This window comes from Phyllobacterium sp. T2-21, assembly GCF_055378485.1.
The window spans coordinates 175,945-191,733 of the sequence record NZ_AP027915.1 but is presented as its reverse complement, the minus strand read 5'-3'; the positions used below and the strand labels follow the sequence as shown (position 1 = coordinate 191,733).

Below are 15,789 nucleotides of genomic sequence, written 5' to 3'. Positions count from 1 at the left end.
CCTCTCCTGCGAGAACGGCTATCGTGACAGAGATACAGCGCGAATCTCACCTCTGCAACCGCACCGCTTCCGAGACGGCGGGAAGGCCTGCGCTTCCATGGCGAGCCAGGCACGAAGATGAACGGGCGGGTATCAGAAATTGATGGACGCGTAGAAGATGGCAAACACACCATCGAGGACGATGACGATGAAGATCGACTTGACCACCGATGCCGTCACGCGCAGACCCAGCGACTCCGCGCTTCCGCCAACCTTCATCCCTTCGACCGCGGCGATGGTACCGATGATCATGGCCATGAACGGAGCCTTGATCAGGCCCGCCAGGAAATACTGGACCGTGATCGCATCGCGCAGATTGGCGATATAGATGCCGGGTGATACGTCCGAATAAAGCCATAGCGCGACCGCCCCGCCCGCAAGCCCGGCAAAATCCGCAATAATCGTCAGAAGCGGCAGCGAAATGCTCAGTGCGACCAGACGGGGAAACACCAGAACGCTGATCGGATTGAGACCGATGACGTGCAGGGCATCGACTTCCTCGCGCATCTTCATCGACCCGAGTTCTGCCGTGATGGCGCTCCCTGAGCGCCCCGCGATCATGATCGCGGTCAACAGGACGCCGGTCTCGCGCAGCACCAGCACGCCGACGAGATTCACCGCATAGGTCTCGGCACCATAGGTGCTGAGCATATAGGCGCCCTGCTGTGCAACAATGGCACCCATAATGAATGAAATCAGCACCACGACCGGGATTGCCCCGACGCCAAGCCGATCAATCTGGTGAAAGAATGCCGGATACCGGATCGGGCTTCCCTTGCCGCCGCGCATCTGGGAACCGGTGACGACAGCGCCCAGCACATGCATGGATTTGATGAAATCATCGCCGAAATTGATCACTGTCCGGCCAATTGTATCGAGAAACTGAATTCCAAGATTTGGCTTGTGCAGCGGCGGGCTTGCATCGGCCGCAACAGATGCGGTTTTCCCGACGGCATCAAAAAGCGTTTCCCAGTGCTGCTTCAGCCCGCGTATCTCAACCTGTTTGCCGGCTGCTTCCAGCGCAACCCGCATGCGGTCGACCAGCCAAGCCCCCGCGGTGTCCAACGCGTCGACGCCCGACAGATCGATGACAGCATTGGAAAAATCCTTCCTATGCTCGATCTTGCGCATCTGTGCATTCACACGGCCGACATAGCGGGTAATCCAGGAGCCTGCCAGGACAACCATTGCCTGATCATTTTCGGTGTTGAAGCTGACGTTGAGCGGCTGGCCGGACATGCCGTGTTCGTGTGTCGCATCAACCATAGCCGAAATACTTTCGCTTTTTGCAGTCGCTGCTTTATCCCCCGGCTGGTCGATTCTGGCAAGCAAAACTCAAAACAAGCGCCCTGCGGGTCATCACGCGCCCTCGACCACCGGCAGCAAAAGCCGGCTGCTATCGATGATAACAGCCGGCTCATGCTCGCCATGTCAGAATACCCGGGAATGGCAGTCTTCCCTTAACTCCCGCTGCGCGCGTGAAGTTGCGGGATAAACAGGTCCGTCCAGCTTGCAGGCTTGACCTTGATCGTACCGGCCAGATGCATGAACTCGGCAAACTGCATGACACCGTTCGGCGTCGTCGAGAACTGTGAATCCTTGTCGTTGAGCATTTCAAGAACTTCCTCGACCGACACTTTCACCTTCGAACTCTTGGCGAAAATCTCAGCGGCAGCTTGCTTGTTGCCGGCGATGAAAGCGTTTGCTTCGTCCAGAGCCGCCAGGAACGCTTCCGTGGTTTTCGGATTGGCGTCGACGAACTTCTTCGGCGCAAAGGTCACATCAAGCGTGATATTGCCGATGACATCGACAGAATTGACAACCCGGTGCACCTTCGGGTCTTTCAACTCCAGATACGAGAACGGTGGCGAGGTGAAGTGGGCGGTGATCTCGGTCTGGCCGCTTGTCACCGCAGCCAGGGCTTCCGGATGCGGCAGGCTGACCGTCAGCGGGTCGAGCTTCGCATAATTCTCGCGTCCGAATTCGTGCGCCGCCATCATCTGCAGGACGACCGCCGACAGCGACGTCTTGATCCCCGGCAGGGCAATTTTGTCCTTGGGTGTCAGATCCTTCAGCGTCTTGATCTGGGGATTGTTCGAATTCAGCCACAGCGATGTGGCGCTGAGACCGCTGATGCCGACAACTTCGACATTCGGAATGCCCTTGGCCTTGGCCCAGAGGGTGACAAAGCCCGGCGCCCCGGTTCCGGCAAAGTCGAGCGAACCGGCCATCATCGCGTCATTGATGACGTTGCCGCCATCGAGCATAAGCCATGTCACCTTGACATCGCCCAGACCGGCTTTGGCGGCCTGCTTTTCCATCAGCTTCTGGTTTTCCATGACGATTAGCGGCAGATAGAGAATGCCGTATCCCTTGGAAATCCGCACTTCGCTGACTTCGGCGCGGGCGGCACCCGTTGCACCTGCCAATCCAAGGCCGATGCCGAGCACGGCAGCACAGAGCTGTTTCATCATTTTCATTGTAGTCCTCCCTTTATACATACCGGTTCCCGGCGGTTCAAACTCAGGCCTGCATTCCCCAGCGGCGAATGGTTTTCTTTTCAATCGTGGCAAAGATCAGGTTCTCGACGGCAAGGCCGATCAAAATAACCGTGAACAAGCCTGCAAAGACGTTGGCGGTTTCCAGCTGGTTGCGGTTCTCGAAGATGAACCAGCCGAGGCCGCCGGAGCCGGACGATACGCCAAACACCAGTTCAGCGGCGATCAGCGTGCGCCATGCGAAGGCCCAACCGACTTTCAAACCCGTCAGAATGGACGGAAAGGCGGCGGGTATCAGGATATGGCGGACGAGCTTGAGACCGCGCAGGCCGTAATTCAGGCCGACCATCCGCATCGTGTTGGAAACGGACCGGAAACCGGCATGGGTATTCAGGGCGATGGCCCACAGTACCGAGTGCACCAGCACGAAGATCACGCTTCCCTGCCCCAGGCCGAACCAGATCAGCGCCAACGGCAGCAATGCAATAGCCGGGAGCGGATTGAACATGGAGGTCAGCGTTTCCAGCAGATCGGCACCAATGCGCGACCCGATGGCGAGCGTGGTCAGGAGCGAGGCCAGCACGATGCCGATGCCATAGCCGATGAGCAGCGTTTTGATGGATGCCAGCGCCCTGGCCGGAATGGTTCCGTCGGCAATATTGGAACTGAAAGCCGCGAAGGTCTGGGAAAAGCTGGGAAACAGCAATGGATTGCCCAGCCAACGCCCGTAAATCTCCCAGGCGGCAGCAAGAACGAACAGGATAAAGGCTTTTCGCACCGCACCGATGCGATAGATGCGTTCAAAGGCAGAGAGCGTCTTCTCGACCTGCAGGAAATCCTTCTTGCCGTCGCCGCGTACAATCTCCGGACGTGTGTAGAGAACTTCAGTCATCGAATCTTCCAATCTCAACTGGCGAACAACATGTCGTTGATGCGGGTTTCGAGTGCCGCCTGCGTACCGGTTCCAAGCTCGCTGGGCGGTATGCTGTTCAGCTCGGCCTTCACCTGCCCCGGATGGGGTGAAAGGAGCAGAATGCGCGTGCCGATGCGGATGGCCTCCTCGATGGAGTGGGTCACGAACAGGACTGTAAAATGCGTATCGTCCCAGAGTTGCAGCAATTCATCCTGCATCTTGCGGCGCGTCAGCGCGTCGAGCGCAGCGAAGGGTTCATCCATCAGAAGCACATCGGGCTCCATGGCCATGCCGCGCGCGATGGCCACACGCTGTTTCATGCCGCCCGACAGCATATGGGGGTAGCTGTCGATGAATTTGGTCAGGCCAACCTTGTCGATGTAGCTGCGGGCGCGTTCACGTGCCTCTGCCGGCTTTGCACGCCCGCTGGCGGTGAGGGCGAAGACGACATTTTCACCAACCGTCTTCCACGGCAGAAGCTGGTCGAATTCCTGGAAGACCATCATCCGGTCAGGGCCGGGTTCGGTGACTTCCTTGCCCTTGAGCGTGATCTGCCCTTCGGTCGGCGTGAGATAGCCGCCGATAGCCTTGAGCAAGGTCGACTTGCCGCAGCCTGACGGCCCGAGAAGAACAAAGCGGTCGGATTGAAAAACCTGAAAATCGACGCGATGCGTGGCGGTCACCAGCGCATCCTCCGTCTTGTATTGCAGTGTGACGCCCTCGACGCTCAATAATGCGCCGCGAGCATCAAAGGACTGATGCAAAGTCATACTTCCTCCCAATGCGTCGTCTCTTTTGCACAACGCCGTAACGTTGACAAAACTCCCACCTCGACTGTACTTGCGGTAACTGACACATACCTGACTCACGTTTCGGGGGCACGATTTGCGCATTCTTGTCGTGGAAGACATGCCCGATATCGCCAAGGCGATTGCCCAGCGCTTTGAAAAAATCGGCCATGCCGTTGATTGCGAAACCGATGGCCGGACCGCCAGCGAAGTGCTGCGGGTGCAGGATTATGATCTCATCATCCTCGACATGATGCTGCCTGGCGCCGATGGTTTCGAGATTCTCAAAGGGCTGCGCGGCCGCAAGGACAAGACGCCCGTTCTGGTCCTGACCGCACGATCGGCGGTCGATGACCGCGTCGACGTCCTTGATCTCGGTGCTGACGATTATCTGACCAAGCCGTTCGATTTTCGCGAGCTGGAAGCGCGTGCCCGCGCGCTGCTGCGCCGGAGCGCCGGCATGTCCGATAATGCCCTGCGCTTCGGGGACCTCGTCATCGACCGGGCCGGGCGCACGGCCAGCGTTGCCGATACCCCTCTTGATCTGACCCGGCGTGAGTTGATTGTCCTTGAGATTCTGGCGGCACGGCCCAAGCGCTTCGTCTCCAAGGAGGAACTGGTGGAGCAGCTTTTCAACTTCGACCAGGAACCGAGCGCCAATGCCGTCGAGCAATATGTGACGCGGCTGCGGCGCAAGCTGGCGGATACTTCAATCGAAATTCGCACCTCGCGCGGGCTGGGCTATCAACTTGCAAGCAAATGATATCCGCTACTCCCTGCACATCCGGATCATCGTCTTCATTGCGCTCATTCTGGGTGTCGGCGCCATCGTCCTTGCTCTTGCCGCCTGGCAATATGCCGGCATTGCCGCGCGTGATGCCTATGACAAGCTTTTGATCGGCGGGACAATACAGGTTGCGGAAAACGTCTACATGCAGGGTGGGGTTGTAACCCTCGACCCGCCAGCGGCCGCATTTGCGACCCTGTCGGCCTATGATCTGGTCTTTTACCGGGTGACCGATCCGCGCGGCGTCGTTGTCGCCGGTTATGGCGATCTCGCGCCGAAAATGTCGTCGGAAAACATCCGCAAAGGCGTGGTCCTTGCCGACGACACCTATCAGGGGCAGCCGGTCCGCGTTGCGGCGATCGGCAAGCAGATTGATACCGGCTCCGGCACTGGCTGGGTGGAAATCGTCGTGGCACAAACCTTACGGGCGCGGGAGTCCCTCGCCTGGGATCTTGCCGGCAAGGCTGTCGGCATGATCGCGATCATGAGTCTTCTTGCCCTGATCGCCGGCGCCATTTCCGTGCGTATTGCTTTGAAGCCGCTGACGCGTATCGAACGGGAAATCGCAGCGCGCAAGCCCGACGATCTGCGCGCCATACGCGTTACGCCGCCCTATGAAATCCGGGCATTGGTCAGCGTCCTCGATGACTTCATGCGCCGGCTTGCCGATCGCATAGCGCTGATGCAGCGTTTTATCGCCGACGCGGCCCATCAGATGCGCACGCCTTTGGCCGAACTCAATGCACAGGTAGAAATCCTGTCGAACGATGCCGACCCGAGACTGCAGGATCAGATTCAGAAACTCGGCGCAAAAGTGAACGCGCTCGGCAATCTCACCGGCCAGCTTCTCGACCACGCCATGGTCATTCACCGTGCCGGCACCGTTGGCTTCACAACGATCGATCTGAATGCATTGGCGAAAACCACGCTGGCTCAGGCCGTCCCGCTGTCACTGGAACGGGAAGTGACAATCGCCTTCTTACCCTGCCCGGCAGAGCTTCATATCCAGGGCGATATGATCAGCATCCGCGAGGCGCTGACCAATCTGATCCAGAATGCCCTGATCCATGGCGCATCAACGCGCCTTTCTGTGGAGCTGGGCCGCGATGAAAGCAAGGCATGGATCAACGTGATTGACGACGGTCCCGGCATTTCGAGCGCAGAACAGGCACGGCTGCTTGAACCCTTCGAGGTCGGGTCCGGTCCCGCGCCCGGATCCGGCCTGGGTCTGGCGATTGCGGCGGAGGTTGCCAAGGCGGATGGCGGGGAACTCACCTTCCCCGCCGTCGAAAACGGTTTCTGCGTGCAACTGGCGTTGCCTGCACAGCGTTTGTTAGGCAGTGTCACCTCATGAGCCACAAGGAACGACGCGATGACACACACGGACACTGAACACAGAGGCCTTTGGGAAACCGAACGGGCGTTGCTGCATCATTTGCGAACGGTCCGCCGCCGGGACAGGGGTCTCAAGCCGGAAAAACCAGGCGACGGGCTGACCAGCGGCCAGAGAATTGCCGATCAGGTGGCTGCGACGATGGGCTCATGGAGTTTCATCATCATCCAGTCCACGATCCTGTTCTTCTGGATAATACTGAACGTCACCGCCTATATCCAGCATTGGGACCCCTACCCGTTCATTCTCCTCAATCTTGCGCTCTCTTTTCAGGCGGCCTATGCGGCGCCCTTCATCATGATGAGCCAGAACCGGCAGCAGGATATTGACCGGAAAGAAGCCGAGCATGATTACCGCATCAACATCAAAGCCGAGCTGGAAATCGAATTGCTGCACGAGAAGATGGAGCTGCTTCACCAGAAGATCGATCTTCTCAAGGACAAGGAAGTTCTGGCTTTAACGGAGTCGATCCAGAGGCTTTGCGACCAGGGTCAAGCACCAAAGGCTCAAACGTGAATTTGCAGGGAAGCAAATGATGGTGACCCGTCGAACGGTATTGGCTGCACTTGGTATCGCCGCATACCCGGCAAAACTCTTTGCCAGCACAGCCGACACGGTCATTCCGCTCTGGCCCGCAACGCCGCCCGGCGGCGGCGGTCCGGCAGGGCCGATCACTATCAGCGCCAAAGGGGCGGTCAGCAATATCGCAGCCCCGTCGATGGAGGTTTTCCAGCCGGCAAAGCCGAACGGCGCAGCGGTTCTCGTAGCGGCGGGTGGCGGCTACAAACGCATCGAAATGAAGAAGGAGGCTCTTTCGGCAGCCCGCTGGCTGACCGACCGGGGCTTTACCGTCTTCACCCTGACCTACAGGCTGCCCGGAGAAGGGTGGAATGCCGGTCCGCTGGCGCCGTTGCAGGATGCGCAACGTGCTTTGCGCTTGATCCGTCAGAACGCCAGCCGCTTCGAAGTCGATCCGGAACGCCTTGGCCTGCTCGGGTTTTCTGCCGGCGGGCATCTGCTTGGAATGGCGTCCGTCCGCTCGGCTTTCCATTCCTATGAGCGGATCGATGCGGCGGACGGCCTGTCTGCCCGGCCGTCGTTTTCAGCACTGATCTACCCCATCATTACGCTGGAGCCGCCCTACGACCACACCTCGACACGGCGCATCCTGATTGGCACGCATCCAAGCCCGGAACGGAGTGCGGACTGGTCGGTTCAAACCCATGTTCGCAGCGGGTGCCCTCCCATGTTCCTTGTTCAGGCGCAGGATGACCCCATTTCCGACCCGGCAAATACCCGCATCATGGCTGACGCCTGCAAGTGGGCGGGCGTACCCGTGGAACTGCACCAACTGGCCAGCGGTGGTCACGGTTTTGGCATGGGCGAGAAGGATACGCCGACCGGCGTGTGGCCGGACTATTTTTCTGCCTGGCTGACAACTGTCGCCTCAGCGGCGTCCACGCGCCGCTGACGTATCGCCCCCTGCCCGTCGATCACGCGGCGCGGGTGATCCGGATGGGAATCGACTTGAAAGACGGCGTTCCCGACTGCTGGTCATAATGGGACAGGGCCACCAGCGTGTTCAGTTCGGGATAGTATCCTGCGGCAGAGCCGCGGGGAATATTGTAGGCCACCGCAGTCAACCGCTTGACCCGGCGCGGCCGGTCATCAGGATCGGCGTGATCGCGCGCTGCTTCAACATCGAGCGTATCACCATCGGCCAAGCCGCGTTCGGCAAGGTCCTTGGCATTCAGAAAAATAACATCCCGCCGCCCGAACACGCCACGATACCGGTCATCCATGCCATAGATCGTCGTGTTGTACTGGTCATGGCTGCGGATTGTCGTCAGCGTCAGTACATTGGCTTCCAGAACACGCGGATCCTCGCTCAAGCCTTTCGCCACCAGGAAACAGGCTTTCTTGTTCGGTGTTTCCCATTCGCGATGCGAGGCGGGTACGCTCAGGCGAAACCCGCCCGGCTCCCGGATACGCGCGTTGAAATCCTTGAAGTCAGGGAAAACAACTTCAATCTTGTCGCGGATCCGGCTGTAATCCGCGATCATGGCGTCCCATTCAATGCCGTAACGGTCGCCCAAAGTCGCCTTTGCCATGCCCGCGATGATAGCGGGTTCCGACCGCAGATCGCCGCTGGGCGGATTGAGAAAGCCGCGCGAGGTATGCACCATCGACATGGAATCTTCAACCGTCACGGATTGCCGGCCCGTGGCCTGAACATCGGCGTCGGTGCGACCGAGAACGGGCAGGACGATGGTCGTCCTGGCCGTCAGCAGATGCGAACGGTTGAACTTGGTCGTCAGATGCACGGCAAGATCAAGTTTGCGCATCCCTGCAAACGTTGCATCGGGATCAGACATGGCGACAGCCAGATTCCCGCCGAGACAGACGAGCGCCTTGGACCTGCCGTCGATGATTGCCTCTATGGCTTCGATGGCATTGTGCCCCTTGGCGGCGGATGGCCGGAAACCGAACGCCCGCTCCATGCCGTCGATGAGGGCGGCATTGGGAATTTCGGTAATGCCGACCGTACGGTCGCCCTGCACGTTGGAATGACCGCGCAAGGGGCATATGCCTGCGCCTTCCCGGCCGATATTGCCGCGCAGCATCAGGAAGTTGGCAATCTGCTGAACGTTTGCCGTGCCATTCCGGTGCTGGGTGATGCCCATGCCGTAGCAAAGGATGACATTTTTCGATTTTGCATAGACATCGCCCGCACTTTCGATCGCGCTTCGGGTAAGGCCCGACATGATCTCGATGTCCTCCCAGCGCGTCGCGTCGATATCCTCTCTCAGGGCCTCGATGCCTGACGTATGTTCGGCAATAAAATCGCGGTCGAGGATTCCCTTTCCACCGCGTTCCAGATCGCGCCGGTCAAGCTCGAAAAGCCTTTTCATCATGCCCTTGAGCACAGCGACGTCGCCGCCAATGCGAACCTGATGATAAGCCGACGCAATATCCGTCGAACCGAGCGTGGCCATTTCGACCGGGCTTTGCGGCGAGGCAAAGCGTTCGAGCGCCCGCTCCTTCAGCGGGTTGAAAACGATGATGGGCGCACCGCGCCGCGCCACATCGCGTAAGGTCGCCATCATGCGCGGATGGTTGGTGCCGGGATTGTGGCCGAAGCTGAAGATGGCATCGGCATGATCAAAATCTTCCAGGGTGACGGTTCCCTTGCCAACGCCGATCGAGTGCGGCAGGCCCACGCTTGTCGCCTCGTGGCACATGTTCGAGCAGTCGGGAAAGTTGTTGGTCCCATAGGCCCTCACGAACAGCTGGAACAGGAACGCGGCCTCGTTCGAGGCTCTGCCGGAGGTATAAAACTCGGCCATATCGGGATCAGGCAAAGCATTCAATTCCGCTCCGATGAGCGCGAAAGCCCTGTCCCACTCAATGGGCACATAGGTGTCAGCCGCCGCATCGTAAATCAGCGGGTCGGTCAAACGGCCCTGATCTTCCAGATCATGATCCGACCAGTTCCACAATTCTGAAACCGTATGCGATGCAAAGAAGGTTGGCCCGATACGCTTGGCGGTCGATTCCCAAGTGACGGCCTTTGCACCGTTTTCGCAGAATTCGAAAGAAGAAGTGTGTTTCGGGTCCGGCCAGGCACAACCGGGACAATCAAACCCATCCGGCTGATTGGCTTTCAGCAGGGTCGCCGCTCCCTGGGCAACAATCTGCTGCCGGGCAAGACTCTCCGCCACTGCCTTCAATGCACCCCAACCGCCTGCCGGTGCATTGTAGCGTTCAATACCCTCCGGTCTCTTCCTGGGCATGTCGTACTCCTTGGAACCTGGTCAACGATGGACAGATCGGCCGTGTGTCATTGTAGCAGATAAGTGCGATGCCGCATGCTGTTCTTCCGATGATACGACGCTTTCCCGCGCGAAACCGGAAAGCGCCGGAATTTCATGATGGGCGGCGGGAGGCAGGTTTCAGCGGCTCCCCAAACGGAAATGGGCACCGCCGAAACCTGTTCGGCGGTGCCCACTCCAATGCAACCCTCGCACCGCGGCGCGAGGAAAACCAGCCGGTCTTAGTTGGCCGAGGCAAGCGTCATCGACGTGCCGGTGGCAGCAACGTTCAGACCGATCTGGCCCGTGACGCTGATTGCCTGCAGGTGAACGGAGCCTGCGGTACCACCGAACAGCACATTCGTGCCGATACCGGCGCCGAGTGTGGCTTCCGCTGTTGCACCGCGATAAACGCCGCTCAGCGAACCCTGGTGATAACCAGCGGTCGGTGCAAACACAGCCCAGACGAGGCGGCTGCGTGTTGTAAACCCGAGATCGACACCCAGCTTCTTGATCGCGCCGGTATAATGATCCGAACGCTCACGGCCGACTGTGGAACGGAAGACACAATCGACTTCCTTGGCCGAACCAAGCACGTAGCCGACGCCGCCATCGATATCGCAGGTGAGATAGCCGATCCTCACGCCGTTGCGCGCGTCTGGCTCCTGATAGGTCGCCGGCATATCGGCTGCAACAGCGACCGTTGCACCAGCAATTGCCAACGACGTGGTCGCAAGTGCCATAGCAAGTGTCTTCTTCATCATACTCTCCTTCTCAAATTGTGACCGGTGCACCGCAATCGATCCTCCAGCCCACAAATTCAGCAACAGGTTACAGAAGGTATCGCAGGGCGATCTCATTCGATATACCTGAAGCAACACATGTGAAGGCGTGCCGGAATGCGCAAGTGACAGACCATTCACAATTCGCCTCCCAATGGGACATTTTGAAGGCACGTGACGGATTGTTTACGCAAAATTAACAGTTTAGCTTCGACGGGGCTCGGCCTATTCCATCGAATCGAGACACAATCGCCCCGACCATGAGATCTGTGAGAACCCAATGAATGTCCGGCAGCTCGAAGTCCTGCGCACCCTGCTCGTTACCGGCTCCACAATTGCAACGGCGCGGGCGATGGGCCTGAGCCAGTCGGGCGTCAGCCGCCTGCTGCAGCAGCTCGAGGCCAACCTGTCGATGCAGCTGTTTGCACGGGACAAAGGCCGGCTGATCCCGACACCGGAGGCGGAAAAGCTCGCCTATGACGCCGAACTTGTCCTTGCCGGAATAGACCGCTTCACCAACCTTGCGCAGGACCTGCGCAGCGGGGCCGTCGGGCCGGAATCGGTGCGCATCGCCCTGCCCAACAGCCTTGCCGACCAGTTTACCCCGGATCTTCTTGCGGATTTCGACAGGGATTTTCCGCGGGTGCGCATAGAAACGTTCTTCGACACGTCGGGCGCCATCACCCGCCTGATCGAACAGCGCATCGTGGATTTCGGTTTCCTGCGCTATGAAGGACAGCAGAGCACCAGCGTCGAGCTTGAGGTGGTCGTGAGCGGCCGAAAGGTATGCGTCATTCCCGCAGAACACCCCCTTGCCGCCCTGGACATCGTCACACCCAAAGATTTACGCAATATTCCGTTGATCCTGACCGGCCGCAACAGGCCCACCCGCATGAAACTCGATGAGATTTTTCGCCAGGCCGGTGTGACGCAGACCGTCAAGATTGAAACGCACAGCAACAATTCCGCCTTTTCCTATGCCGCGCATGGGCTTGGGATAGCCATCATCAGCAGCTTCTTCGCGCACCTGACCAAGGATACAAGGATCGTCATACGGCCCTTCGATCCGCCGCTCACGCAGAGTTTCGGCCTTGCCAAGGCGGCTGGCGTTCCGCTGTCCATCGCTGCCGAAGCGCTCAGCAGACGGATGAAGCAAAGGCTTCTCAACGTCGAGGGCCCGCAAAACTGAACGGATGGCTTTCCGCCCTATATGGATGGTCCCGACATCCCGCAGCAAGTACCCGCTTGCATAGCACTATGACATTTACTCATAATATTGCGCATGGTTTTCACATATGCTCATAGTCCGGCACACAATGGCCAGATGACTGCGAGGAACTTCCGCGCAGCCAAAAGAGCAGAATGGGAACCACGTGATCAAATTTATACTCGGCCGAATGCTGATGGCTGTGCCCACGATTGTCATCGTGGCAGTGGCAGTGTTCACCCTTATCCGTCTCATCCCGGGCGATCCGGCAGCTCTCATGCTTGGGGATCTTGCCGAACCGCAGCAGATCGCCGCCTTGCGTTCCACGCTGGGGCTCGACCAGAGCATTCCGGTGCAGTTCATGATCTGGGTGGGGCATTTGTTCAACGGCGACTTCGGCAAGTCCATCGTCACCGGTGAACCCGTCCTGCTCCTCGTGCTCTCGCGTTTTTTCATCAGCGCGCAAATCGTTGTTCTGGCGGTTCTGATTGCAAGCGTGATCGCCGTCCCGGCCGGTGTTATCGCGGCATGGAAACAGAACAGCCTCACCGATCTGGCGCTGGTCGGCACGGCAACGGTTCTCCTGTCCATTCCCACATTCTGGCTCGGACTGCTGCTGCTGCTTTTCTTCGGGCTGAAACTCGGCTGGGTGCCGGTACTCGGCTACGTCTCGGTGACGACGGACTGGAAGGCCGGGCTTATCTACATGGCCCTGCCGGTTGCCACCCTCTTTATCCACGAGATGGGTGTGATCATCCGCATGGCCCGCGCATCCACGCTGGAAGTCTTGCGCCTTGACTACATCACCCATGCCCGCGCCAAGGGCCTGTCGGAACAGGCAGTTCTGTGGCGTCACGCCTTCAAGAACGCCTTCGGTCCGACCTGGACCATGATCGGCCTGATTCTTGGCAATCTGCTCGGCGGCATCGCCGTTATCGAAACCGTATTCTCCATACCGGGCCTCGGCCGCCTGCTCGTCGACAGTATTTTCCAGCGCGATTATCCCGTCATTCAGGGCTGTCTCCTGCTGGTTGCGGTTGCCTATGTTCTGGTCAACCTCGTCGTGGATCTTCTCTATCCACTCTTTGATCCACGGGTGGTGGCGGAATGAAAAAGCTTACATTCAACGGGGTGATCGGTGGCACCATCATCACCCTCCTCTTTATCGGCGCGGCCATCGGCATGCTCTGGACGCCGTTCGATCCGATGAAGCTCAGCTTTTCCGCGCGTCTGGCCGCACCGAGCGCAGCGCATCTTCTCGGCACCGACGAGTTCGGACGGGATGTCCTGAGCCGGCTAATGGTCGGGGCACAGGCCAGTGTCTGGATCGGCTTTGCTACAGTCTGTTTTGCCGTGTTCTTCGGCACCCTTATCGGCCTGATCAGCGGTTATGCACGCGGCTGGGTCGACGGCGTCATCATGGCGTTCAACAATGCCCTGCTGGCCTTTCCCGGTATTCTTCTCGCCCTCGGACTGCTCGCGGTTTTCGGCGCCAACCAGTACGGCATCATCTTCGCACTTGGGATCGCCTATACCCCGTCGATGGCGCGTATCGTGCGCGGTGCCGTCCTTTCCCTGCGCGAACGGGAATTCATCGAAGCCTCCAAGGTCATGGGCAACAGCGAAATCTATACGATTCTCCGCCACATCCTGCCCAATTGCCTGGCACCGATTACGGTTCTGGGGACATCCATGTTCGGCTGGGCGATCCTTTCGGAAAGTGCGCTGAGCTTCCTCGGCCTTGGCGTTCCGCCACCCGCACCCACCTGGGGCAACATGCTTGCCGCCGGCCGGCCGTTCATCGAACAGGCAGCCTGGCTCGGCTTCTTCCCCGGCCTTTGCATCGCGCTGACCCTTCTCGGCATCAACCTGCTTGGAGATGCCCTGCGTGATAAGCTCGATCCCCGCATGAGAGGTTTGAAATGAGCAATCAAAACGCGCTGCTCAGCGTTCGCGGGCTGACACTCGAAGTCATCCACAATGGCGGCGCCGTCGTCAAAGATGTGAGCTTCGATGTCTCCCCCGGAGAGATCGTCGGTATCGTCGGTGAATCCGGGTCGGGCAAGACGCTGGCGACACGGTCGATCATCGGACTGATTGCGCCGGGCATCCGGCATGCCAGCGGTTCGATCGTTTACAAGGGTCAGGATACGCTTCAGACCAGCGACCGCACGTTGCGGCGTTTGCGTGGCGGCGAAATCGGCGTCGTCTTTCAGGAACCGATGACCTCCCTCAATCCATCGATGACCATTGGCCGCCAGTTGGAAGAAGGCCTCATTCTCCACACCAAACAGACACCTGAGATGCGCCGGACCAACATCCTGCACATGCTGACCCGTGTCGGCCTGAAGGACCCGGCCGGCGCATTGACCGCCTATCCGCACGAATTTTCCGGCGGCATGCGCCAGCGCATCATGCTGGCCTCGGTCATGCTCCTGAAACCGGCCCTGCTGATTGCCGACGAGCCAACCACCGCGCTCGATGCCGTCGTACAGCGCGATGTCATGGAACTGATGGTGGAGCTGACCAAGGAGCAAGGGACCGCCGTCCTCCTGATCAGCCACGATCTGCCGATGGTTGCCCGCTACACCCATCGTTTTGTCGTGATGGAACGGGGTGTGGTGGTCGAGCAGGGGACGACGGAAGAAATCCTCTCAAGGCCAAAGCATCCCTATACGCGCAAGCTGCTGTCTTCCCTGCCGTTCCGCGGCGACGTGCGGGCCATCGACACGAGCGTCAGCCCGATCGTTTCAGCCCGCGACATCGTCGTTGATTATGCCGGACGCAAAAGCCTGTTCAAGAAAGGCATTGCCAAACGCGCCCTTCATGGCATCAGCATCGATATCCATCCGGGCGAGGTGGTGGCTTTGGTCGGCGGCTCGGGCTCGGGGAAGACCACGCTCGGCCGCACCATCGCCGGACTGGTCAAGGAAACCAGCGGCGAGATCCTGTTCCACGGCAAGCGCCGTGACAACGACTGGTTCAACTACCGCATGAACTGCCAGATGGTTTTTCAGGATCCCTATTCGTCGCTCGACCCGCGCATGACCATCATGGCACTTGTCGAGGAAGCGTTGCGACTTATTCCCGACCTGACAGCGGCGGAAAAAAAGCAGCGTGCTGCCGAAACACTCGAAGAGGTCGGCCTCGGCAAGGCCTTTGCCGATCGCTATCCGCACCAGCTCTCCGGCGGTCAGCGCCAGCGCGTTGCCATCGCCCGGGCGATCGCGCGCCGACCCAAATTCCTCATCGCCGACGAACCGGTATCGGCCCTGGACGTGACGGTGCGCGCGCAGGTTCTCGAGCTCTTTTCAAACCTGCAGAGGCGTTATGGCTTTTCCTGCCTGTTCATCAGCCACGATCTCGGCGTTGTCGAGCAGATCGCCGACCGGGTGATCGTCATGCAGGATGGCCGGATCATCGAGCAGGGCGACAGGAACACAATCTTCGATACCCCGAGGGAAGCCTATACGCGCAAACTGCTTTCAGCCATTCCCGCACTGGATCTCAACGACAATGGCGGCGTCAAACTCAAATGGCGGCTGGACGCCTGAACCTATGGAAAAAGAG

The 15,789-nt window shown here is 59.2% G+C and carries 14 protein-coding genes; 8 read left to right on the top strand and 6 right to left on the bottom strand.

Annotated features, from left to right (window positions below; translation table 11 throughout):
* Positions 1 to 132: 132 nt before the first annotated feature.
* The 4 genes from ACZ5FP_RS23015 to ACZ5FP_RS23000 form a co-directional block, all read right to left on the bottom strand.
* Positions 133 to 1,305: an ABC transporter permease gene (locus ACZ5FP_RS23015; RefSeq protein WP_464664785.1), complete on the bottom strand. Its 1,173-nt coding sequence runs from the start codon at positions 1,303 to 1,305 to the stop codon at positions 133 to 135.
* A 194-nt stretch (positions 1,306 to 1,499) separates the two neighbouring features.
* The gene (locus ACZ5FP_RS23010; protein ID WP_464664784.1) at positions 1,500 to 2,519 is read right to left on the bottom strand and encodes an ABC transporter substrate-binding protein; all 1,020 of its coding nucleotides are present in this window, start codon (positions 2,517 to 2,519) and stop codon (positions 1,500 to 1,502) included.
* 43 nt (positions 2,520 to 2,562) lie between these two features.
* Positions 2,563 to 3,429: an ABC transporter permease gene (locus ACZ5FP_RS23005; RefSeq protein WP_223614693.1), complete on the bottom strand. Its 867-nt coding sequence runs from the start codon at positions 3,427 to 3,429 to the stop codon at positions 2,563 to 2,565.
* 14 nt (positions 3,430 to 3,443) lie between these two features.
* Positions 3,444 to 4,220 carry an ABC transporter ATP-binding protein gene (locus tag ACZ5FP_RS23000; RefSeq protein ID WP_105733316.1) on the bottom strand — a complete coding sequence of 259 codons (777 nt, stop codon included), beginning with the start codon at positions 4,218 to 4,220 and terminating at the stop codon, positions 3,444 to 3,446.
* A 115-nt stretch (positions 4,221 to 4,335) separates the two neighbouring features.
* Between ACZ5FP_RS23000 and ACZ5FP_RS22995 the strand changes: the two genes are divergently transcribed.
* The 4 genes from ACZ5FP_RS22995 to ACZ5FP_RS22980 are packed head-to-tail and all read left to right on the top strand — an operon-like array spanning position 4,336 to position 7,889.
* Complete coding sequence (locus tag ACZ5FP_RS22995) at positions 4,336 to 5,001, top strand: response regulator transcription factor (RefSeq protein ID WP_464664783.1); 666 nt, start codon at positions 4,336 to 4,338, stop codon at positions 4,999 to 5,001.
* Entirely contained in the window at positions 4,988 to 6,379 is a 1,392-nt protein-coding gene (locus ACZ5FP_RS22990; protein WP_464664782.1) for a sensor histidine kinase, read from the top strand. The genes ACZ5FP_RS22995 and ACZ5FP_RS22990 overlap by 14 nt, the downstream gene beginning before the upstream one ends.
* A gap of 18 nt (positions 6,380 to 6,397) precedes the next feature.
* Positions 6,398 to 6,934, top strand: a complete 537-nt coding sequence (locus tag ACZ5FP_RS22985; RefSeq protein ID WP_464664781.1) for a DUF1003 domain-containing protein — start codon at positions 6,398 to 6,400, stop codon at positions 6,932 to 6,934.
* A 19-nt stretch (positions 6,935 to 6,953) separates the two neighbouring features.
* Entirely contained in the window at positions 6,954 to 7,889 is a 936-nt protein-coding gene (locus ACZ5FP_RS22980; RefSeq protein ID WP_464664850.1) for an alpha/beta hydrolase, read from the top strand.
* A gap of 22 nt (positions 7,890 to 7,911) precedes the next feature.
* Here ACZ5FP_RS22980 and ACZ5FP_RS22975 read toward each other — a convergent pair whose 3' ends face one another.
* A complete protein-coding gene (locus tag ACZ5FP_RS22975; RefSeq protein ID WP_464664780.1) occupies positions 7,912 to 10,212 on the bottom strand; it encodes an FdhF/YdeP family oxidoreductase in 2,301 nt (766 codons plus the stop codon).
* A gap of 260 nt (positions 10,213 to 10,472) precedes the next feature.
* Positions 10,473 to 10,991: a DUF992 domain-containing protein gene (locus ACZ5FP_RS22970; protein ID WP_223614686.1), complete on the bottom strand. Its 519-nt coding sequence runs from the start codon at positions 10,989 to 10,991 to the stop codon at positions 10,473 to 10,475.
* 301 nt (positions 10,992 to 11,292) lie between these two features.
* Here ACZ5FP_RS22970 and ACZ5FP_RS22965 point away from each other — a divergent pair, with 301 nt between their 5' ends.
* From ACZ5FP_RS22965 to ACZ5FP_RS22950, 4 genes are all read left to right on the top strand, one after another.
* Positions 11,293 to 12,201 carry a LysR family transcriptional regulator gene (locus tag ACZ5FP_RS22965; RefSeq protein WP_288192119.1) on the top strand — a complete coding sequence of 303 codons (909 nt, stop codon included), beginning with the start codon at positions 11,293 to 11,295 and terminating at the stop codon, positions 12,199 to 12,201.
* A 184-nt stretch (positions 12,202 to 12,385) separates the two neighbouring features.
* Positions 12,386 to 13,330, top strand: a complete 945-nt coding sequence (locus ACZ5FP_RS22960) for an ABC transporter permease (RefSeq protein WP_464664779.1) — start codon at positions 12,386 to 12,388, stop codon at positions 13,328 to 13,330.
* Positions 13,327 to 14,145: an ABC transporter permease gene (locus tag ACZ5FP_RS22955; RefSeq protein WP_464664778.1), complete on the top strand. Its 819-nt coding sequence runs from the start codon at positions 13,327 to 13,329 to the stop codon at positions 14,143 to 14,145. The genes ACZ5FP_RS22960 and ACZ5FP_RS22955 overlap by 4 nt, the downstream gene beginning before the upstream one ends.
* Positions 14,142 to 15,773: an ABC transporter ATP-binding protein gene (locus tag ACZ5FP_RS22950; protein WP_464664777.1), complete on the top strand. Its 1,632-nt coding sequence runs from the start codon at positions 14,142 to 14,144 to the stop codon at positions 15,771 to 15,773. Before ACZ5FP_RS22955 ends, ACZ5FP_RS22950 begins: the two co-directional genes overlap by 4 nt.
* The last annotated feature ends 16 nt before the right edge of the window (positions 15,774 to 15,789 follow it).